The sequence below is a fragment of the Roseomonas mucosa ATCC BAA-692 genome, assembly GCF_000622225.1.
In the GTDB taxonomy this organism is placed as follows: Bacteria; Pseudomonadota; Alphaproteobacteria; order Acetobacterales; family Acetobacteraceae; genus Roseomonas; species Roseomonas mucosa.
In genome coordinates this window covers 33,195-53,070 of sequence record NZ_KK211413.1, presented here as the reverse complement: position 1 = coordinate 53,070, position 19,876 = coordinate 33,195, and the positions used below count along the sequence as shown (strand labels likewise).

The 19,876-nt window shown below is 71.7% G+C and carries 15 protein-coding genes, 1 tRNA gene, 1 rRNA gene and 1 pseudogene; 6 read left to right on the top strand and 12 right to left on the bottom strand.

Annotated elements, in window-relative coordinates:
- The 6 genes and pseudogenes from BT98_RS27670 to BT98_RS0121750 all read right to left on the bottom strand — a co-directional run.
- Window positions 1-211 (bottom strand): annotated as a pseudogene (locus BT98_RS27670) (IS21 family transposase); the annotation flags it as partial.
- Between the two features lie 182 nt (window positions 212-393).
- Window positions 394-1,041: a hypothetical protein gene (locus BT98_RS25655; RefSeq protein WP_019462635.1), complete on the bottom strand. Its 648-nt coding sequence runs from the start codon at window positions 1,039-1,041 to the stop codon at window positions 394-396.
- Window positions 1,042-1,180: 139 nt separating this feature from the next.
- Window positions 1,181-2,290: an enolase C-terminal domain-like protein gene (locus tag BT98_RS0121765; protein WP_019462634.1), complete on the bottom strand. Its 1,110-nt coding sequence runs from the start codon at window positions 2,288-2,290 to the stop codon at window positions 1,181-1,183.
- Window positions 2,287-4,086: a thiamine pyrophosphate-requiring protein gene (locus BT98_RS0121760; RefSeq protein WP_019462633.1), complete on the bottom strand. Its 1,800-nt coding sequence runs from the start codon at window positions 4,084-4,086 to the stop codon at window positions 2,287-2,289. The genes BT98_RS0121765 and BT98_RS0121760 overlap by 4 nt, the downstream gene beginning before the upstream one ends.
- Before the next feature lie 158 nt (window positions 4,087-4,244).
- The gene (rhaI, locus tag BT98_RS0121755) at window positions 4,245-5,561 is read right to left on the bottom strand and encodes an L-rhamnose catabolism isomerase (protein ID WP_019462632.1); all 1,317 of its coding nucleotides are present in this window, start codon (window positions 5,559-5,561) and stop codon (window positions 4,245-4,247) included.
- A 29-nt stretch (window positions 5,562-5,590) separates the two neighbouring features.
- Entirely contained in the window at window positions 5,591-7,717 is a 2,127-nt protein-coding gene (locus BT98_RS0121750; RefSeq protein WP_026033471.1) for a bifunctional rhamnulose-1-phosphate aldolase/short-chain dehydrogenase, read from the bottom strand.
- Between the two features lie 167 nt (window positions 7,718-7,884).
- Here BT98_RS0121750 and BT98_RS0121745 point away from each other — a divergent pair, with 167 nt between their 5' ends.
- From BT98_RS0121745 to BT98_RS0121730, 4 genes are all read left to right on the top strand, one after another.
- Window positions 7,885-8,688, top strand: a complete 804-nt coding sequence (locus BT98_RS0121745) for a DeoR/GlpR family DNA-binding transcription regulator (RefSeq protein ID WP_019462630.1) — start codon at window positions 7,885-7,887, stop codon at window positions 8,686-8,688.
- A gap of 65 nt (window positions 8,689-8,753) precedes the next feature.
- Window positions 8,754-9,137 carry an L-rhamnose mutarotase gene (locus BT98_RS0121740; protein WP_115359212.1) on the top strand — a complete coding sequence of 128 codons (384 nt, stop codon included), beginning with the start codon at window positions 8,754-8,756 and terminating at the stop codon, window positions 9,135-9,137.
- A 5-nt stretch (window positions 9,138-9,142) separates the two neighbouring features.
- A complete protein-coding gene (locus tag BT98_RS25650; protein ID WP_019462628.1) occupies window positions 9,143-10,696 on the top strand; it encodes an acetate and sugar kinases/Hsc70/actin family protein in 1,554 nt (517 codons plus the stop codon).
- 297 nt (window positions 10,697-10,993) lie between these two features.
- On the top strand, window positions 10,994-11,206 hold the full coding sequence (locus BT98_RS0121730; protein WP_019462627.1) for a hypothetical protein: 213 nt from the start codon (window positions 10,994-10,996) through the stop codon (window positions 11,204-11,206).
- Between the two features lie 85 nt (window positions 11,207-11,291).
- Here the strand turns inward: BT98_RS0121730 and pdxR are convergent, their stop codons facing one another.
- Window positions 11,292-12,686, bottom strand: a complete 1,395-nt coding sequence (gene pdxR / locus BT98_RS0121725; protein WP_237719405.1) for a MocR-like pyridoxine biosynthesis transcription factor PdxR — start codon at window positions 12,684-12,686, stop codon at window positions 11,292-11,294.
- A 114-nt stretch (window positions 12,687-12,800) separates the two neighbouring features.
- Here pdxR and BT98_RS0121720 point away from each other — a divergent pair, with 114 nt between their 5' ends.
- Both BT98_RS0121720 and BT98_RS0121715 read left to right on the top strand, forming a co-directional pair.
- On the top strand, window positions 12,801-13,514 hold the full coding sequence (locus BT98_RS0121720) for a pyridoxamine 5'-phosphate oxidase family protein (protein WP_026033469.1): 714 nt from the start codon (window positions 12,801-12,803) through the stop codon (window positions 13,512-13,514).
- Between the two features lie 251 nt (window positions 13,515-13,765).
- On the top strand, window positions 13,766-15,007 hold the full coding sequence (locus BT98_RS0121715) for an MFS transporter (RefSeq protein ID WP_081798707.1): 1,242 nt from the start codon (window positions 13,766-13,768) through the stop codon (window positions 15,005-15,007).
- 235 nt (window positions 15,008-15,242) lie between these two features.
- Here the strand turns inward: BT98_RS0121715 and BT98_RS0121710 are convergent, their stop codons facing one another.
- The 5 genes from BT98_RS0121710 to rrf form a co-directional block, all read right to left on the bottom strand.
- A complete protein-coding gene (locus BT98_RS0121710; RefSeq protein WP_019462623.1) occupies window positions 15,243-16,652 on the bottom strand; it encodes an Asp-tRNA(Asn)/Glu-tRNA(Gln) amidotransferase GatCAB subunit A in 1,410 nt (469 codons plus the stop codon).
- Window positions 16,649-16,831, bottom strand: a complete 183-nt coding sequence (locus BT98_RS27665) for a hypothetical protein (protein WP_019462622.1) — start codon at window positions 16,829-16,831, stop codon at window positions 16,649-16,651. The genes BT98_RS0121710 and BT98_RS27665 overlap by 4 nt, the downstream gene beginning before the upstream one ends.
- Window positions 16,832-16,961: 130 nt before the next feature.
- Window positions 16,962-19,283 (bottom strand): helicase-related protein, encoded by a 2,322-nt coding sequence (locus tag BT98_RS0121700; protein ID WP_019462621.1) that lies wholly within the window; start codon window positions 19,281-19,283, stop codon window positions 16,962-16,964.
- A 122-nt stretch (window positions 19,284-19,405) separates the two neighbouring features.
- A tRNA-Met gene (locus tag BT98_RS0121695) sits at window positions 19,406-19,482 on the bottom strand.
- Between the two features lie 69 nt (window positions 19,483-19,551).
- Window positions 19,552-19,666 (bottom strand): 5S ribosomal RNA (gene rrf, locus BT98_RS0121690).
- Window positions 19,667-19,876: the final 210 nt, after the last annotated feature.

The window sequence follows — 19,876 nt, the reverse complement described above, 5'->3', positions numbered from 1 at the left end:
CCTCCAGCAGGCGCTCCAGCTCGGCCTGCCACGGCCCCAGCTTGGGCTGCGGCTGCCGCGCCCGGCTGTAGCGGAATTCCGTCTCCCCGGACCGCAGAACCTTCCGGACCACCTTTCGCGAAATCCCGAGCTCACGACAGATCGCCTTGATCGACTTGCCCTGCACCCGGTGCAGGCGCCGGATCTTTGCCACTGTCTCCACGACCAGCATCCCAGCACTGGCTCCCGATCATCCCGGAAACCACTGTGAACCCCGCCGTCAGTGGGGTCCCGTTTGGACGCCGATCACCCCTCCAACAGGGTTCCTATTCCATGCCGATCCACACCGCCCATGTGGCGCGACACGCCGCGGATATGGAAGCCCGCCCCGGCCAGGCCCAGCATCACCGCCAGCTAGGAGGCGCCCCGCGCCCGCTGGCTGGCGTGCGGTGCGTCCGGCCTTGCCGCCGCCCGGCCCAGCAGCCCCGCCACGGCGGGCGGCAGCAGCACCGGCAGGTACATGGCGCGGTTCTGGAAGTTTCCCCGGAAATGCAGCAACGCCGCCTCCGCCGTGGTGCCGAGCAGCCCGGCGGCCACCAGCGCGGCGATGCCCTGGCCCAGTTCGCGGTCGCCGAGCGGTTCCCGCCGTTCCAGGCCGAGGCTTTCCAGCCGGTCCAGCGGCTGTTCCCGCACCTGTTCCGCCGCCAGCCCCACCGCGCCGGACAGCAGCATGGCGGCCGGGGCGCCCAGCGGCGCGCCGTAGAACAGGTTCTCGAAGCTCAGTCGGCCAGGGCGCTTGAGGACATTGTAGACATGGAAGCCCGTCCCGATCAGGCCGGTCAGCGCCGCCAGCCCGTGCACCGCGTTGCGCAGCCGGTGCGGCAGGGGCCTCTGGTCCGCCAGCCCGTGCAGGGCGGACAGGAGCGAGACGCTGGCGGTCAGCAGCGGCGTGACCATGGCCTTGTTCCGGAAGGAGCCGCGGTAGTGCTCGATACCGCTGTCGCCCAGCACGGCCAAGGCCAGGACAGCGGCCCCGCCATGCAGGTGCCGGGCGGCGTGCACGCGCCTTTCGTGCATGGCAGGCGGGCGAGGCGGCCACAGGCGGGCAAGGGCACCGCCCCCCGGCGGCATCCGGGGGAAACCGTGGCCCGCGCGGGTTTTCAACCGGATCATGCGCGTTCCTTCCTGGAGGGCTCGGCGGTCAGGAGACGAGATAGCGGGCGGCATCGGCCCGCCGGAAGGCGAGCCCCATCCCCGGCCGCGACAGGTCGGGCGCGATGGCGCCGTCCAGCGGCACGGGTACGCCATCGAAGAGCATCGCCTCGATCCGCACATGGTCGTGGAACCATTCGAGATGGCGCAGGCGCGGGGCGGCGCAGGCGGCGTGCAGGTGCAGGGCCGGCGCGCAATGCCCCGAGAGATCGGTGTGGAACCCCTCGCAGAGCGCGGCGGCACGCAGGAAGCCGGTGATGCCGAGGCAGCGGCTGGCATCGGCCTGCATCACGTCCACGGCGCCCGCCACCAGCATCCGGCGCACATAGGCGGGATCGTAGGCATATTCCCCGGCCGCGATCTCCTGGCCCGGCGGCCCGCCCTGCCGCACCAGGCGCAGCCCGTCCAGATCGTCGCTGGACACCGGTTCCTCGAACCAGGCGACGCCTGCCTCCATGGCGCAGCGATGCGCGACCGCCAGGGCCTGCTTCGCGGTGAAGGCGCCATTGGCATCCACGAAGAGGCCGGCCTTGCCGGTCGCCTCGCGCGCCACGGCGACGCGGTGCGGGTCCTGCTCCGGATGGGTGCCGATCTTCATCTTCACCCAGCGGCAGCCATCCCGCTCCACCCAGCCGGCGAGCTGGTCGCGCAGCACCTCGTCGGGATAGGTGGTGAAGCCGCCGCTGCCATAGACCGGCACCTCCCGCCGCGCGGCGCCCAGCAACGTCACCAGCGGCAGGCCCAGCAGCTTCGCCTTGGCGTCCCAGAGCGCGGCATCAAGGGCGGAGATGGCGCAGGCCGCCACCCCCTCCCGCCCGATGTTGCGCACCGCCCGGACCATTGCCTCCCAGGCGGCGGGCAGGTCCATGGCGTCCCGGCCCCGCAACGCCTCCGCCAGAACGCCCCGCACCAGCCCTGCGGCGGCGGCGTCCGCATAGGTATAGCCCAGCCCCCGCTCGCCCCCGGCCTCCACCTCCGCCAGGACCAGGGTGGTGCGGTCCCAGGCGATGGTGCCGTCCGCCTCGGGCCGGTCCGTCGGGATGGTGTAGGCGGAGGCCGACACCGCCCCGACCGGGGCCTGCCCGCGCAGCCGGCTCACGACCGGTGCGGCAGGACCGAGCTGGCGACCTGTCGGAAGGTGTCCTTGATCACGCTGCCCAGTTCCGGCTCGCCCGCCATCGAGCGGGTGAAGGCCAGCGCCTGCTTCATCGTGATGTGCGGCGGCAGCGGCGGCACGTTGCCGTCGGCCCGGAATTCCACCACCACCGGGCGGTCGGAGGCAAAGGCTTCCTCCCAGGCCGCGCCGATCTTCTCCGGGTCGTGCACCTCGATGCCCTTGAGCCCGATCATCTCGGCGAAGCGGGCATAGGCGACGTCGGGGATGTCCTGCGACGCCAGGTACTTCGGATCGCCCTCCATCACCCGCTGCTCCCAGGTCACCTGGTTCAGGTCGCGGTTGTTCAGGACCATGGCGACGAACTGCGGCGATTCCCACTCCTTCCAGTACTTGGCGACGGTGATCAGCTCGGCCATGCCGTTCATCTGGAAGGCGCCGTCGCCGCAGATGGCCAGGACCGGGCGGCGCGGATGGGCGAACTTGGCGCCGATGGCATAGGGCATGCCCGAGCCCATCGTGGCGAGGCCGCCGGACAGCGAGGCCATCATGCCCCGCCGCATCTTCACGTCGCGCGCGTACCAGTTGGTATGGGAGCCGGAATCGCCGGTGATGATCACCCCGTCCGGCAGGCGCGGCGACAGCTCCCAGAAGATGCGTTGCGGGTTGATCGGATCGGCCGGCTGCATCGCCCGGTCCTTCAGCGTGTCCCACCAGCTGGCGAGATCCTTGGCGATCGTGTCGCGCCAGGAGGTATCGGTCTTCTGCTCCAGCATCGGCAGCAGCGCACGCAGCGTCGCCGCCGCGTCGCCTTCCAGGTTCACCTCCATCGGGTAGCGGATGGAGAGGTTCCGCGCCTGCATGTCGATCTGCACGCCGCGCGCCGCGCCTTCCTTCGGCAGGAACTCCGAATAGGGGAAGGAGGAGCCCACCATCAGCAGCGTGTCGCAGCCCTGCATCAGGTTCCAGCTCGGCTTCGTGCCCAGCAGGCCGATGGAGCCGGTGACCCAGGGCAGGTCGTCCGGCAGGGCCGCCTTGCCCAGCAGCGCCTTGGCCGCCCCGGCCTGGAGCTTGTCGGCCACGGCGATCACCTCGTCGGTGGCCTCCAGCGCGCCGGCACCGATCAGCATGGCCACCTTACTGCCACTGTTCAGCACCTCCGCCGCCCGTTCCAGCGTCGCCGCGCCGGGAACGACGCGCGGGGCGGAATAGCCGCTGCCGGAGGGCACGATCCCGTGCGCGCGCGGCAGGTCCTCGACCGCCGGCAGGTCCTGCAGGTCATTGGGGAAGATCAGCGCCGTGACCGCGCGCTCGCCCATCGCGATGCGCATGGCGCGGTCAACCAGGTGGCGGACCTGTTCCGGCACCATCGCCGTCTGCACGAAGGCACGCGCCACATCCTTGTACAGGGACTGGAGATCGATCTCCTGCTGGAAATGCCCGCCCAGGGCCGCGCGCGCCTGCTGCCCGACCAGGGCCAGCACGGGCTGATGGTCGGCGCGCGCGTCATACAGCCCGTTCAGCAGGTGCACCGCACCAGGACCCGAGGTGGCGATGCAGACGCCGACCTCGCCGGTGAACTTGGCATGGGCACCGGCCATGAAGGCCGCCATCTCCTCATGCCGCGCCTGGACGAAGTCGATCTTCCGATCCGGAACCTTGTTGTGCCGTGCGAGGCCGCCGATCAGCCCGTTGATGCCGTCGCCGGGGTAGCCGAAAACCCGGCGCACCCCCCATTCGCGCAGCCGTTCCCAGACCTGGTCGCCCACTGTCTTCGCCATGACGCCGCTTTCCTCTTCATGAACTTCTGGAAAGTTCTGCGGCGAAACAGGAGGAGCACGCCGCGAATTACGGCGTTTGAACGTGTCGGCGCGGGATCTGTTGCCTGCGGGCGCCCGTGGATGCCGTGTCGCAACGTTTCACGGCGGCCCTCGGCCGGTCAGACGATCCCGCCCCCGCCGCCCTGCCGGATAGGCCGGCGCGCCGCGCGGTCCTGGCGGTAGCCGCTGGCGCGATAGGCCGAGATGGGATCGATCGCCGCCCCCTTGCGCTGCCGCACCATGGCCAGGATCGGCGAGACATCCGTCTGGAAGGCCTGCTTCAGCAGGCGATGCGCCATCAGCGCGTCGTTCGCCTCCTGATGCGCGGCCAGCGCGGCGCGGTCCACCAGCAGCGCCTGGGCATAGGCGCGCTGGATCTCCATGGCCGATCCGATCAGGCTCTCGATCGGGTCGGTGACGTTGTGCGACTGGTCGATCATGTAGGCGGGCGGCCGGTCGAAGGCCCCCGCCGCCCCGGCATCCACCAACTCATTGAAGACCAGGAACAGGCGGAAGGGATCGATCGAGCCGCTGTCCAGGTCATCGTCGCCATACTTGGAATCATTGAAGTGGAAGCCGGCAAGGCGCTTCGCGTGCACCAGCCGCGCCACGACCATCTCGATGTTCACGTTCGGCGCGTGGTGGCCGAGATCGACGAGGCAGCGCGCCTGCGGCCCGATCTCCTGCGCCGCCAGCAGCGAGGAGCCCCAGTCCTGGATCACCGTGGCATAGAAGGCGGGCTCGTAGAGCTTGTGCTCCAGGAAGAGCGACCAGTCCGGCGGCAGCGCGGCGGCGATCTGCCGCACGCTGCCGATATAGCGCTCGTAGGCCCCGCGCAGGTTCGACTGGCCGGGGAAGTTGGCGCCGTCGCCGATCCAGATCGTCAGCGCCTTGCTGCCCAGCGCCTCGCCCGCGCGGATGCAGGCGATGTTGTGCGCCACGGCCTGCGCCCGCACCGCCGGGTCGGTGTGCGACAGGCTGCCGAACTTGTAGGACAACGGGTGATCGGGATGACCCGGATGGTCCTGGAAGGTGTTCGAGTTCACCGCGTCGAAGCACAGGCCCAGCGCCTCCGCCTCGGCGCGCAGCGCGGCATGGTCCGCCACCTCGTCCCAGGGGAAATGCAGCGAGACGCCGGGCGTGGCGCCCGTCAGCGCCTGCACCACGGCGCAATCCTCCAGCCGGTCGCGCAGGCTGGCCGGCTCTCCGCCGCCGGGAAAGCGCGCGAAGCGTGTGCCGCCCGTGCCCGTGCCCCAGGAGGGCAGCGCCACCGCGAAGCCCGCCAGCCGCTCCGCCACCGCCTCCACATCGATGCCGCGCGCTGCCAGCTTGCCGCCCAGCCAGTCATAGTCGCGCGCCGTCCCGGCCTCCAGCCCGCGGTTGCTTTCCGCGCGGAACACCTCGTCCACCGGGCGGATTCTCGCGATCCGGTTCATTCCCTCGCCCCCCTTCCGCGTCTTCCGGCCTAGCGCGTGAAGGCAGGCGCGTGGCCCGCATCCACGTTCAGGATGTTGCCGGTGGATTTCCCGGATCGCGCCTCCGCGGCGAAGAAGGCGATGGCCTCGGCGATGTCCTCGGGATGAACGCCGCGCTTGAGCAGCGAGCGCTCGATATAGACCTTCTCCAGATCCTCCCGCGTCGTCCGGTTGGAGGCGGCGCGCTGGTCGCCCCATTCCCCCTGCCAGATGCGTGAGCCGCGCAGCACCGCATCCGGGTTCACCACATTGGCGCGGATGCCGTGCGGCGCGCCTTCCAGCGCGAGGCAGCGGGCGAGGTGCAGTTCCGAGGCCTTGGCGACGCAATAGGCGGAGGCGCCCGGCGAGGCCACCATGGCGTTCTTGGAGGCCACCAGCACGATGGAGCCGCCCGTGCCCTGCACCCGCATCAGCCGGAAGGCCTCCCGCGTCACCAGGAAATAGCCGGTGGCGAGGATCGAGAGGTTGCGGTCCCAGAGTTCCAGGCTCGTTTCCTCGATCGGCGCGGCGGAGGCGATGCCGGCATTGGAGACGCAGATATCGATGCCGCCGAAAGCCAGCGCGGCCTCGGCATAGAGGGCCTGGACCGCTTCCTCCCGCGTCACGTCCACCCAGGCCGAGGCCACGGCATCGGCGCCATGGCTGCGGCGCAACGCCGCCTCGGCCTCCGCCAGCGCGTCGCGGTCGATGTCGCAGAGCACGATGCAGGCGCCCTCATCCGCCAGGCGGCGCGCCGTGGCCAGGCCGATGCCGCCTGCGCCGCCGGTGATCAGCGCCACCTTGCCGGCCAGTGCCTTCGGCCTCGGCATGCGAGCGAGCTTCGCCTCCTCCAGCAGCCAGTACTCGATGTCGAAGGCTTCCTGTTCCGGCAGGCCGCGATAGGTGGAAACCGCGGAAGCGCCGCGCATCACGTTGATGGCGTTGGCGTAGAACTCGCCCGCGATGCGTGCCGTCGCCTTGTCGGCGGCGAAGGTGATCATGCCCACACCCGGCACCAGATAGACCACAGGATTCGGGTCGCGCATCGCCGGGCTGTCCGGGCGCCGGCAGCGTTCGTAATAGGCGGCGTAGGTTTCGCGATAGGCGGCGATGGCCGGCTCCAGCCGCGGCAGCAACTCCTCCAGCCCCTCGCGCACCGGATCGAAATCCAGCACCAGCGGCGCGATCTTGGTGCGCAGGAAATGGTCGGGGCAGGAGGTGCCCAGCGGCGCCAGTTCCGCCAGGGCCTGCGAGCCCACGAATTCCAGCACCGCCGGGCTGTCGTCGAAATGCCCGATGCGGGTGGGCGTGGCGCCGCCATGGTCGCGCCCGGCGACCAGCCCGCGGATCCGGGGCATCAGCGCCGCCGCCAGGGCCCGGCGTTCCTCGCGCGGCAGGGCAGCCACCTTTCCGCCGCCGAAGGCGGGGCGCCCCTGGGATTGCAGCGCCAGCCATTCGATCGCCCGGTTGATCGTGCCGATCGTGGTCTCGTAGCATTCCCGCTGCGTCCCGCCCCAGGTGAAGAGCCCGTGCGCTTCCAGGATCGCGCCCTTCGCCTTGGGGTTCTCCGCCACGAAGCGTTGCAGCCACAGGCCCAGCTCGAAACCCGGGCGGCGCCAGGGAATCCAGCCGATCGTGTCGCCGAAGATCTCCTGCGTCAGGCGCCGGCTGTCGGCCGAGGCGGCGATGGCGATGATCGCGTCCGGATGGACGTGATCGACATGCGGCCAGGGGATCAGCCCGTGCAGCGGCGTGTCGATCGAGGTGGCGCGCGGGTTCAGCCCGAAGGTCAGGTGGGGATAGAGGCCCACCATCGCATCCTCCCGCTCCGCCCCCCGGTAGAGGTCCTGCAGCCGCAGCAGGCGGTCCTGGTAGAGCGTGGCGAAGCCGTCCAGCTTCATCGTGCCGATGTCGCCGCCCGAGCCCTTCACCCAGAGCACCGTCACCGTCTCGCCCGTCAGGGGGTCGCGCATCGGGATCTTGGAGGAGGTGTTGCCGCCGCCGTAGTTGGTGACGCGCTTGTCGGAGCCAAGCAGGTTCGAGCGGTAGAGCAGCAGCTCCTCCGGCGCCAGGGTCGCGGCATGCGCGGCGTCCCAGCGGTTCTCCAGCAGGGGAGCGATGGGGGTGACGGTGTTCATGGTGCCTCCCTGGACGCGGTTGTCGGCCCGCTTCCGGATGCAGGCTTCCATATCGATCATAAACGATCAAGTCCAATCCAAACCGACCGATTCTGATCGAACGCCCTTGACGCCCTTCCGGCCGCGCCCTTAGCTGTCCGCTCGACCTCCCAGGGAAGGACCGGCGGGTGCTGGAGCGGGAACGTCAGCGGCTGATCCTCAAGACGGCGGAGGAACGCAGCGTGGTCAGCGTGACCGACCTCTGCGACCTGCTCGGCGCCTCCGAGGCCACCATCCGCCGCGACATCGTGGCCATGGCCGAGCGCGGCGAGATCCGCCGCGTGCGCGGCGGCGTGGAGGCGCTGGAGCCGCGCTACCAGCCACAGCTGGTCGGCCGCCCCTTCGCCGTCAGCCAGGAGGTGCAGGCGCCGCAGAAGCGCGCCATCGCGCGCGTGGCCGCCGGCCTGATGCGGCGCGGCGAGAGCGTCATCATCGGCGCCGGCAGCACCACCTATTGCCTGGCGGAGTTCCTGGAAGGGATGAGCCTGGACATCCTGACCAGCTCCTTCCCGCTCGCCAGCCATCTCGTCGCGCAGAGCCGCAACCGCATCACCCTGCCCGGCGGCCCCGTCTACCGCGAGCAGGGCATCGTGCTCAGCCCCTTCGAGAGCGACGTGGCACGGCATTTCCGGGGCGAGCGGATGTTCACCTCCTGCTACGGGCTGAACCGCTTCGGCCTGATGGAGAACGACCCGCTGATCGTGCAGTCGCAGATCCGGCTGATGGCCAGCGCCGAGACGGTGGTGGTGCTGGCCGACAGCCGCAAGCTGCGCCAGCAATCCTCGATGATCGTGGTGGAGCCGGGGCGGATCGGCACGCTGATCACCGACTGGGAAGCGCGTCCGGAGGAGCTGGAGCCGTTCCGGGCCCTGGGCATCGAGATCATCCAGGCGGAGCCGGGCCAGGAGGACGGGATCAGGCGGGTGGCCTAGCCGCCGGCGACCGGCGAAGGGGCAGGCCGCCGGCAGAGCGGCCGCCAGGAACAGGGAGTGGAACCATGAAGGACGGCGCGGGGGCGGCAATCCGCCCCGGAAACCCATGCCCTGGGCCATCCGCCGCGCGGGGCGGCGGCAGGATCGCCTTCCGGATGCAGCTCGACCCCGGGCAGGCGGCCGCCTACAAGGCGCGGCACGACGCGATCTGGCCGGAACTCACCGCCCTGCTGCGGGCATCCGGCATCAGCGACTACAGCATCTTCCTGCACGAACCGACGCGGAGCCTCTTCGCAGTGATGCGGCGCGCCCCGGAACACCGCACCGACCAGTTGCCGGAGAAGGAGGTGATGCGCCGCTGGTGGCGGCACATGGCGGACATCATGGCCACGGATGCCGGCGGCGCCCCGCTTGCCGAGCCCCTGCCCCTGATGTTCCACATGGACTGAGCCCCATGTCCGGCGCATACCCCCTTGGCGGATGGACCCCGGGCCGGCTGCTGGCCGTGCTCGATATCGGCAAGAGCAACGCCAAGCTGGTGCTGCTCGACCCGCTGGGCGGCGAGGAAATCGCCCTCCGGCAGAAGCCCAACGCGCCTTGCGGGGGCGGCCCGCTGCGCCAGCTCGACCTGGCCGGGCTGGAGGACTGGCTGCTGCGGTCCCTGTCCGGCCTGCCGGAACGCCATCGCATCGCCGCCATCCTGCCCGTGGCGCATGGCGCGGCGGCCGTGCTGCTCGACGCGGCGGGCGAGCCCCTGCTGGCGCCCGACTACGAGGACCCGGCCCTGGCGGGCGAGGACGCGGCCTATGAGGCCCTGCGCGATCCCTTCGCGGCGACCCTGTCCCCCTCCCTGCCGGCGGGCCTCAACCTGGGGCGGCAGATCCATTTCGTGCAGCGCCGCCTGCCCGCGACCTTCGCCCGCACCGCCGCGGTCCTGCCCTATCCGCAATACTGGGCCCACCGGCTCTGCGGCACCGCGGCCAGCGAGGTCACCTCGCTCGGCTGCCACACGGATCTGTGGCAGCCGGCGCGGGCCCGCTTCTCCGCAATGGCCATCGGCCAGGGCTGGGAAAGGCTCTTCCCGCCGCTGCGCCCGGCCGGGGCCGTGCTGGGCCGGCTGCGGCCCGCCCTTGCCGCCCGCTGCGACCTGCCGGGGGATTGCGCGGTGCTCTGCGGCCTCCACGATTCCAATGCCTCCTACCTGGCCCATCTGACGCATCGCGCGGCGGCGGAACCCTTCGCTGTCGTGTCCTCCGGCACCTGGACGGTGCTGATGGCGCGCGGCACCCCGGCCTCGGCCCTGCGGCCGGAGCGGGACATGCTGGCCAATGCCGATGCCTGGGGCGGGCTGGTCGGCACCGCCCGCTTCATGGGCGGGCGGGAATACCGCGCCGTGGCCGGCCCGGATGCTCCGCAGCCCGGCGAGGCGGACCTGTTCCACGCCCTCGACAGAGGCGCCTCCGTGCTGCCGGGCTTCGCCGGGGGCGGCGCCTTCCCGGGGCGCCAGGGCGCGGTGCTGCGGGCGGAAGGGCTGGACGGCGCGGGCCGCAGCGCCCTGGCCAGCCTCTACCTGGCGCTGTTGACGGACCTGTCCCTGGACCTGCTGCACGCGGCCGGGGATGTGGTGGTGGACGGCCCCCTGGCTCGCGATCCGCTCTACCCCGCGCTTCTTGCGGCGCTGCGGCCCGGCTCGCGCCTCTTGCGCTGCCAGGACAGCGCGGGAACGGTCGCGGGCGCGCGCTGCCTCGTCCTGGGCCGGCAGGCACCGCCTCCCACCCCGGATGAGATCCCGCCCCCCACCTGGGCCAGCCGCATCCGCGCGGCGCGCCAGCGCTGGCGGCGGGCCCTGGCAACCACCCCGCCGGCAATCACCACCCTGGCGACCGGGCCCGGGGATGCGGCCACGCCCATCGGACACGCCACCGGCAGCGCCTTGCCCGCCAGCCCGCCCGGCACCTTGCCCCTGGCGGAATCCGTCCCGCCCGCCGCGCCGGGCGGGATGATCTGAGGCTCCCGCATCCTGGGTCGAGGCCGTGCCCGCACTGCCCCGGCTGGAAGGGACGCAGGCGGGCGCGGGTCCTTCGCCCCGGACATCCCGGACCCCGACGAACCGCGGCGGAATTCGCATGGCCCCGGCTTGGCACCCCGCCCCCGACTGCCTAGCTTCCTCCGCAGGTGGGGGACATCCCGCGCCGTGACGGCCCCCACGAGGGCGCCACGGTCAACAAGAATGGGGGACGCCACCGGACCAGGACTTCCTGCGGCCGCGCACGATCCTCCACCCCGCCAAACCAAGGAGGAAGACTTGACCGCGACTGACAATCTCCGCGTTCTGCGCCAGAATCTCCGGCAGGCCCGCGCCCATGTCGCCGCCAGCGTCATGGGGCGCGCCAACCTGAACGCCAACCAGGGCCGCCTCGGCAGGGTCCAGCGCCTGATGCTTTCCGTCAACCGGACGCTCTGGCCGCGACAGGGCGAGGCAGGCATGGCGGCGGAACGGGACAGCCGGCAGCACTGAGGCCAGCCGTCGGGGCCAGCGCACCGGAACATGATCCGCCGGCCTCCACCCGCGGATCACGCCCGGCGCTCCCCATCCGGATGGGTCAGGCGGCCACGGCGCCTGGGCTCCAGGCCCGCACCGCCTCGCCCAGCCGCTCCGCCGCGCGCCGCAGCGCCGGCAGGGAATGGCCGGAAAAGCCCAGCACGAAGCCGTCCGGCCCCTTCCGCACCAGCCGGGTTTCCGACAGCAGCCAGCCCTCGATCCCGGCCGCCGCGCGGATGCGCGCCGCCGTTCCGGGCGGCCAGTCCTCCGGCAGCAGGGCCAGAAGGGACAGCCCCTGGTCGGGCACCGTCACGCGCAGCAGGCCGCCGGAGGCACGCGGCAGGAGTTCCGCCAGCAGGTCGCGGGCGATCCGGTAGCGCGAGCGCATGCGCCGCACATGCGTGGCGAAGCCGCCGTCGCGGATCAGCTCGGCCAGGGCCTCGCCGGTCAGGCTGGGCGGGAAGCGGTCGCTGACCAGCCGCGCGGCGGCGACCCTCTCCAGCAGCTCCCCCGGCAGCACGGCGAACCCCGTCCGCAACCCGGGGAACAGCGTCTTGGAGAAGGTGCCGAGATAGATGACCCGTTCCCGCGCATCGATCCCGGCCAGGGCGGTCAGCGGCGGGCCGGCGTAGCGGAACTCGCTGTCGTAATCGTCCTCCACCACCCAGCTTCCCGCCTCGCGCGCCCAGTCGAGCAGGGCGAGGCGCCGCTCCATGCTCATCGTCACGCCGGTCGGGAACTGGTGGGAGGGCGTGACATAGGCCAGCCGCGCCGAAGGGGCCTGGCGCCGCCCCTCCCCCGCGTCCAGCCCGTGGCGGTCCACCGGGACGGGCACCAGCCGGGCGCCGCAGGCCTCCAGGATGCGCCGTGCCGAGGGATAGCCCGGGTCCTCCATCCACACCGCGTCGCCGGGACGCATCAGCACCTCGGCGCAGAGGCGCAGCGCCTGCTGCGTGCCGCTGGTGACCAGCACCCGCCCCGGATCGCAGGCGATGCCCCGCGTGGCCGCGAGATGCTCCGCGATGGCGCTGCGCAGCCCCTCGCCGCCGCGCGGGTCGCCATAGCCGAAATGCGCCGCCTCGGCCGTGAGGTGGCGCCGAACGAGGCGGCCGAACTGGCGCAGCAGCGCCGGATCGGCATGGGTGCGGCCCAGTGCGAAGGGCGCCTGTCCCGGCAGGGGAATGGCGGCCCCGGCCGGCGCCGCAGCGCCCGGCCCGCGCGGCACCCGGGCGGCCACGAAGGTGCCCGCCCCGACCCTGGCCTCGGCCAGCCCGTCGCTCAGGAGCTGTTCATAGGCGATGACCACGGCGTTGCGGCGCAGCCCGAGCTGCGCGGCGAGGTCCCGGCTGGAGGGCAGGCGCAGCCCCGGTGCCAGCCGCCCGCCCAGGATCGCGGCGCGCAGCCCGGCATGCAGCCGGCCCGACTGGCTGCCCGCCCCGTCCAGCAACAGGGGCATATCCAGCACCTCCGGCTTCCGCCGGGAATTGGTTGGCATATCGTGCTCCGGATTGGCCCTCGCGCCAACCAATCTCACGGCCTCATGATGGCGGCGTCAATCAAGGCCTTTCCGATGTCCGAAACCCAGACCTATCCCGTCGAGGCGCGCAACCGCGTCAAGCGGCGGCACGACCGCGGCTTCTACGATCACGAGACGGTCCACCGGCTGCTCGACGCCGCCGCGCTCTGCCATGTCGCCTATGCCGTGGACGGCCAGCCCTATTGCACGCCGACCCTGTTCTGGCGCGAGGGCACGCGGCTCTACTGGCATGGCAGCAGCGCCAGCCGCATGCTGCGCAACCTGTCCGAAGGCCAGCCGGCCTGCCTGACGGTCACGCATTTCGACAGCCTGGTCCTGGCGCGCTGCGGCTTCAACCATTCCGCCGACTACCGCTCGGTGATGGCCTTCGGCCAGGCGCGGCTCGTGGCCGATCCGGAGGAGAAGTGCCGCGCCCTGGTGATGATGGTGGACCGCTTCTTTCCCCACCGCACCGCCGGGCTGCGCCAGAGCACCGACCAGGAGATCAAGGCCACCGCCGTCATTGCCATGGAGATCGAGAGCGCCTCGGCCAAGATCCGCGCCAAGGGCGTGGCCGATGACGAGGAGGATTACGCCTTGCCGGTCTATGCCGAGCGCCTGCCCATCCGCACGGTGATCGGCGCGCCGGAACCCTGCCCGCGCCTGCGGCCCGGCGTCGCGCGGCCGGCGGACCTGGCGTCCTACCGCGCGGAACGCCCGCTGGAGGAGGCCCTGGCCGAGGCCTATGCGGAGGCCTATCGCGGCTGATCGTGCGGGGAGGGCGCGCGCCTGTCCCCGTCGATCCGGCAGGCTGCGCGCCCCTCCCCCTGCCCGGATCGAAGGCGGCCTTTCCGGTTCAGGGACCCGGAAATCACCCCCGGGGGATAGCCAGGAGGAAACAGCCAGGGGAAATTGGCCTCTCCATGTCCTTTCCCTGGCACCGCCGGGCCGGAACCGTCTGGCATGGTCCGCAACAAGGTGACACAAGCCGCCGGATTTTTCGGGAACGGGGTGGCCCCATGGCAGATCCAGCCAGAGTCTTCGCAGCATCGGAACAGGAAAGGGACAGGATCACGCCCGCCGCGCGGAAGGCGCTGTGGGGCTCCGCCCTGGGCTATGCCATGGATGGCTTCGACCTGCTGATCCTCGGCTTCATGCTGCGCGCCATCTCGGCCGATCTGGGGCTGAGCCCGGCCCAGGCCGCCTCCCTGGTCACGGCCACCCTGGTCGGCGCGGTGATCGGCGGCGTGGGCTTCGGCATGCTGTCCGACCGGCTCGGGCGCGTGCGGGTGCTGACCTGGACCATCGTGCTCTTCGCCGTCTTCACCGGCCTCTGCGCCCTGGCCCAGGGCTACTGGGACCTGCTGGTCTACCGCACCATCGCGGGCATCGGCCTGGGCGGCGAGTTCGGCATCGGCATGGCCCTGGTGGCCGAGGCCTGGCCGGCCAGCAAGCGCGCCCGCGCCTCCTCCTATGTCGGGCTGGGCTGGCAGGCCGGCGTGCTGCTCGCGGCCGTTGTGACACCGATGCTGCTGCCGGTCATCGGCTGGCGCGGGATGTTCGCGGTCGGCCTGTTCCCGGCCATCGCCGCCTATTTCATCCGCCGCAGCCTGCACGAGCCCGATGTCTTCGTGGAACGCTCGGCGAAGGCCCCCGGCGCCTCGCCGCTGCGGCTGCTGGTGGCGGATGCCCAGGCCCGGCGCAGCAGCCTCGGGCTGGTGATCCTCTGCTCGGTGCAGAACTTCGGCTACTATGGCGTGATGATCTGGCTGCCGAACTATCTTTCCAGCCGGTTTGGCTTCGGCCTCACCCAGTCCGCCACCTGGACGGCCGTGACCATCCTCGGCATGGCGGTGGGCATCTATGCCTTCGGCCAAGTCGCCGACCGCGTCGGGCGCAAGCCGGCCTTCTTCGGCTGGATGCTGGGCGCGGCGGTCATGGTCGTCGTCTATTCGTGGCTGACCGATCCGGCGGCGCTGCTGGTCGGTGGCGCGGTGATGGGCTTCTTCGTCAACGGCATGCTGGGCGGCTACGGCGCGCTGATGAGCGAGCTCTATCCCACCGCCGCCCGCGCCACGGCGCAGAACGTGCTGTTCAACATCGGCCGCGCGGTGGGCGGCTTCGGCCCGGTGGCCGTGGGCGCCGTCGCGGCCGCCTATGGCTTCGAGACCGCCATCGCCCTGCTGGCGCTGCTCTACGTCCTCGACATCCTGGCCATGTGGTTCCTCATCCCCGAGCGCCGGGGCGCGGAGCTGGCCTGATCCGGTCCAGGCGCCGCGATCCGTCCGCCGGCCGCGCGCCACCCCGCGCCGGCCGGGCTCGGTCCGGCCCGCACCCGCTGCGCCAACGCCGCCGGCACGAACCTTTCCCGGCTCTCGCATGGAGGGCCAGGGGCGGATCACAACCGGCGGCCAGACATCCGGGCCGCCGCACCGGGTTCCTGGCGGAGCGGGGGTTTGGAGGCGAGGCAGAGCCTTGGCCCCCAGGAACGCCCGATCAGTCCTCCAGCAGCATCGGGCAGGCAGACTGCCCCGCCACCGTGGCAACAGCCGCCGCCAGGGTGAAGAGGCGCCGCTCGTCGAAATAGCGTCCGACGAGCTGGGCCGCGAGCGGCAGGCCGCCGGCGGACAGGCCGGTCATCACCGCCAGGGCCGGGTGGCCGGTGACGTTGAAGGGCGTGCGCGCCTGCCGCGCATAGGTCCGGGCGATCTCCGCCGGGTCGTCGATCCGCGCCGCCGGGTCCATGGAACTGGCGCAGAGCAGCACGTCCACCTCCCGGAAGGCTTCCTCCACCGCCGCGATCATGCGGTGGCGGGCACGCTGGGCGCGGCCGAGATCCTCCGCCGTGAGGAAGGCGCCGGTCAGCAGCGAGGAACGCGTGAGCTGCGCGTAGTCGCCCGGCCGCTCGCGTAGCCAGCGCGCATGGATGGCGAAGGCCTCCGCATGGAGGATGACGCGGTTCACCGCCGCGAACTCGTCGAGCGAGGGCAGGGTGACGTCGCGGACCTGCATGCCCAGCGCGCCCAGCCATTCCGCCGCCCGCTCCAGCCCCGCCGCCATCTCCGGATCGGCGGGCATGTCGCGCTCGTGGAAATGCCGCACAAAGCCGACGCGCAGCCCCTTCAGGCTGGCGGCGGGGCCGGGGCGGTAATCCGCTGCCTGCGGCACGGCACTGCCGGGGTCCCCGGGATCATGGCCGGCGATGGCCTCCAACAGCAGCGCGGCGTCCTCGGCACTGCGGGCCATGGGGCCGATATGGTCCAGCGTGAAGGCGAGCGGGAAGACGCCGGCGCGCGAGACCAGCCCATAGGTCGGCTTCAGCCCGGTGATGCCGCACTGGCTGGCCGGGTTGCGCACCGAACCGCCGGTATCCGTGCCGAGCGCCAGGGGAAAGAGCCCCGCCGCGAGTCCGGCGCCGGAGCCCGAGGAGGAGCCGCCCGGGTGGTGGTCCGTGTTCCAGGGATTGCGCGCCGCCGGGAAGGGCAGGTCGTGGCAGGGACCGCCGATGGCGAATTCATGCGTGGACAGTTTGCCCAGGATGATGGCGCCCGCCGCGCGCAGCCTGGACACGACAGTGGCATCCCGCGCCGCGACATTGCCCAGCAGGATCTTCGAATGGCAGGTGGTGGGCAGGCCGGCGACGTCGATGATGTCCTTGATGCCGACCGGCACGCCATGCAGCGGACCGCGCTTGCGGCCCGCGGCGATCTCGCGCTCCGCCTGTGCGGCAGCGTCCAGCGCCGCCTCGGCGTCGAGACGGATGAAGGCATGGACCTGCGGGTCCATCCTGCCGGCGCGGTCCAGCAGGTGGCGGACCAGCACGATCGGGGTCAGCGTCCCGGCCTCGTAGGCGGCGGAGATCGCGGCGGCGCCGAGGCGGTGCGGAGCGGATTCGGCGCGGCTCACGGGCGTGGCCTCACCTGCATGGGAGGCCAGGGTTCCGCCGCCGGGTCCGGATCGGGCGGCAGCCTGCCGCGCGCATCGGCGGCGCGCCGCGCGGCGGCCAGGACATCGTCGCGATGCCCGGCCAGGGCTTTCTCCAGGCCCATGGTCCGGGCCAGGGCTTCGATCAGGGAATCGTCCATGGCGGACAGGCTGGCATAAGCCGTGCCATCCTGCCTCCTGGCCGGTGAGCGGGCGTGCCGAGGCCGCCGCGACGTTCCGGCGGCAGGCGGGTCCGGTCCCGCCCATCGCGATCCACCGGCTCGGGAAAGCTCAGGCCGAAAGGCCGACCCGGCCCCGGCGCTGGGTGCGCAGCACGTCCTCGATCCAGCGGTCGAGGCGCATGGTCTCCGCCTCGGCCTCGGCCCGGTTGGGATAGGCCTCGGGGAAGCGCAGGGAGAGCCAGCGCCAGGCGACAAGGCGCTTGTGGACCTTCTCCGCACGTTCCAGCTCGTCGCGCTGGGCGCGTTCCGGCGCCGGCAGGCGGCCGGCCATGGGAGGCGTGACCGAGCGGCCCGCGCCATGGTCCACGGCCCAGCGCGCCAGCCGGACGATGCCATTGTCGCGCTGGTCCACCGGGCAGAGGGCGTAGGTCCAACGCTGCGTCAGGGCGAGGCCTTGCACGCCGTCCACGGCGGTGGCGATGGCCATCTGCTGGCTGAGATCGGCCAGCCGGTAGTTCGGGTCGTCCCGCCGCAGCACGGCGCGGCGGATACGCGCCAGCACGCCGAAGAGGCTGTCCGACCCGATCTCCGCCGCCACGGCGGAAACGATGTCGGAATCGGGCTGCACCTGGGGGCGCAGGTCCTCCGGCAAGTCCGGCGGGGCTTCCAGCAGGCGCCGGATCTGCTCCGGCGCACCGCCGCCGGCCAGGACGGAGACGATGCCTTCCTCGAAGCGCCCGAAGCGCCCGGCACGGCCGCCGATCTGCTTCACCTCCTGCGTGTTCAGGTCGCGGCGCTGCTCGCCGTCGAACTTGCGGAGGGTGGAGAAGACGACGCGGCGGATGGGCAGGTTCAGCCCCATGCCGATGGCGTCCGTGGCGACCAGGATATCGGCCTCGCCATCGCGGAAGCGCGCGGCCTCGGCCCGGCGGACCTCGGGGCTGAGGGCGCCATAGACCACGGCGACGCGCCGCCCGCGCCGCACCAGCTCGGCACGCAGGTCCAGCACGTCGCGGCGGGAGAAGGCCACCAGCGCGTCCCCGGGACGCAGGTCGCCGAAATTCACCGGCGCGCGGGCGGCATTCAGCGGGCTCTTGCGCTGGAGCGAGATCTCCTCGACCGGATCGTCGCAGAGCGCGGCGATACGCTTGACCATCGGCACGCAGTCCGGCGCGCCGAGCACGAGGACATGCCGGGCCGGGGCGCCCATGATCGCCGCCGTCCAGGCGGCGCCACGGTCGCGGTCCTGGAGGAGCTGCGCCTCGTCCACCACCGCCACGTCGGTCGGGTTGTGGAAGGGGCACATCTCCACGGTCGCGGCGAGGTGGCGGCTGCCCTCCACAGGCATGCGCTCCTCCCCGGTGGAGAGCGAGGCGGCGATGCCGCGGCTGGCCAGCGCCTCGCGGAACTCATGCGCCAGCAGGCGGAGCGGGGCCAGGGCCATGCCGCTTTCCGCGGTGGCGAGGCGGTCGAGTGCCAGATGGCTCTTGCCGGAATTGGTCGGGCCGGTAACCAGGGTGATGCGGCGATTCAGCGCCCGCGCGGTGCGGAAATGTGCCGCGAAACGGTCCAGCGCAGCGACACGGGCGACGGCGGCGTTGAGGCCCTTGCCGCCGATCAGCGCCGGGGCCGCAGGGCGCCCCGGGCGGGGCTGCTCCGCCTCGCGCCAATGGGTGATCTCGCCGCGAAGCGCCGCGACGTCCGCCGGATCGAACTCCCAGCGCTCGCCCTTGCGCGACGGCACGCGGCGGGCGACGGGGATCAGGCCGGTGCCGGCCCAGCGCGTGGCCTCCCGCAGCGAGGCGTCGAGCATGTGCGCGACCTCCTCGATGCCGATGAGGCTCTTCTCCCATTCGCGCAGCCGGCTGACCTCGGCCCGGCGACGTTCGCGGGCGAGTTTCTCCGCCTCGCGCTGTTGCGCGCGGCGGGTCTGCTCGGTGGCGCTGACGCGACCGACGAAGTCGCGGATGGCGGGGCGATCGAGCGAGAAGGCCTCGGCCACAGTCTGCGCAAGAAAGGCCTGCCGCTCAGGGTTCAGCTGAGTGCCGGAAACATCGCTGAGCTCGGACAGCACCGCCTCCATCACCCCTTCCGGGGTAGGGGCGAGGTTCCGCAGGCGCTCCCGCACCACCTTGTCGAGTTGCGAGAGGAGCTGTTCGTCCGCCGGCTCGGGCGTCTCGATCGCGGCGGCGGCTTTTGTCGCGTCGCTCCGCTGCACCCAGACTTGGCCGGCACGGTTGGCGAGGTCCAGCAGGCGGGATGCCCAACGGCGGCCGCGCACTTCGCAAAGGGCGAGGCGTACCGTGTCGCCATCGGCGGGCAGGCGGCGGATGACAAGGCGGAGAAGCTGCTGCAGTTCTCGGCTGTCAACGGCATAGCCGGCCGCCTCGATGGCGGCTTCGGCTGGATTGCCAGGGGAAAGAGCGGTCATGGAACACATTGTCTTACGCCCCTGTGGTTGGGGCTGGAACACGGCATACTTCTTTTGTCCGCGCTGCTGGGTGCGCGTGCGGGGGTATGTGGCGTGCTTGTGTGTGGGGGGGGGGGGATGTTTGGATGCGGGGACAGGATTTGAACCTGTGACCTTCAGGTTATGAGCCTGACGAGCTACCGGGCTGCTCCACCCCGCGCTGGGTGATGGTGTGATGGTGACGTGGGCGGCGATCGGGTCGGGGGGTGTGGGGGGTTCCCATCGGGTGGCCTGGCGGCGACCGACTCTCCCGCGTCTTGAGACGCAGTACCATGGGCGCTGAGGCGTTTCACGGCCGAGTTCGGGATGGGATCGGGTGTGGCAGCCTCGCTAGGGCCACCAGGCCACCGGATGGGAACCTTGGATTTGTATATACCGACCTGATGCTGTTGGGTGATGGGAGGATCTGTGCCGGGCGGCCCTGTTGTGTGTGGGCATGCGGCGCTGGGAGGGCGATGTATATTCGGGTGTGATGTGTGTGTGTGTGAGCGGGTGCGCTTTGGTGCTGCGCGCGGTGTCCCTTGTTGGGGGGACTGCGGCGGCGGGGAGTGATG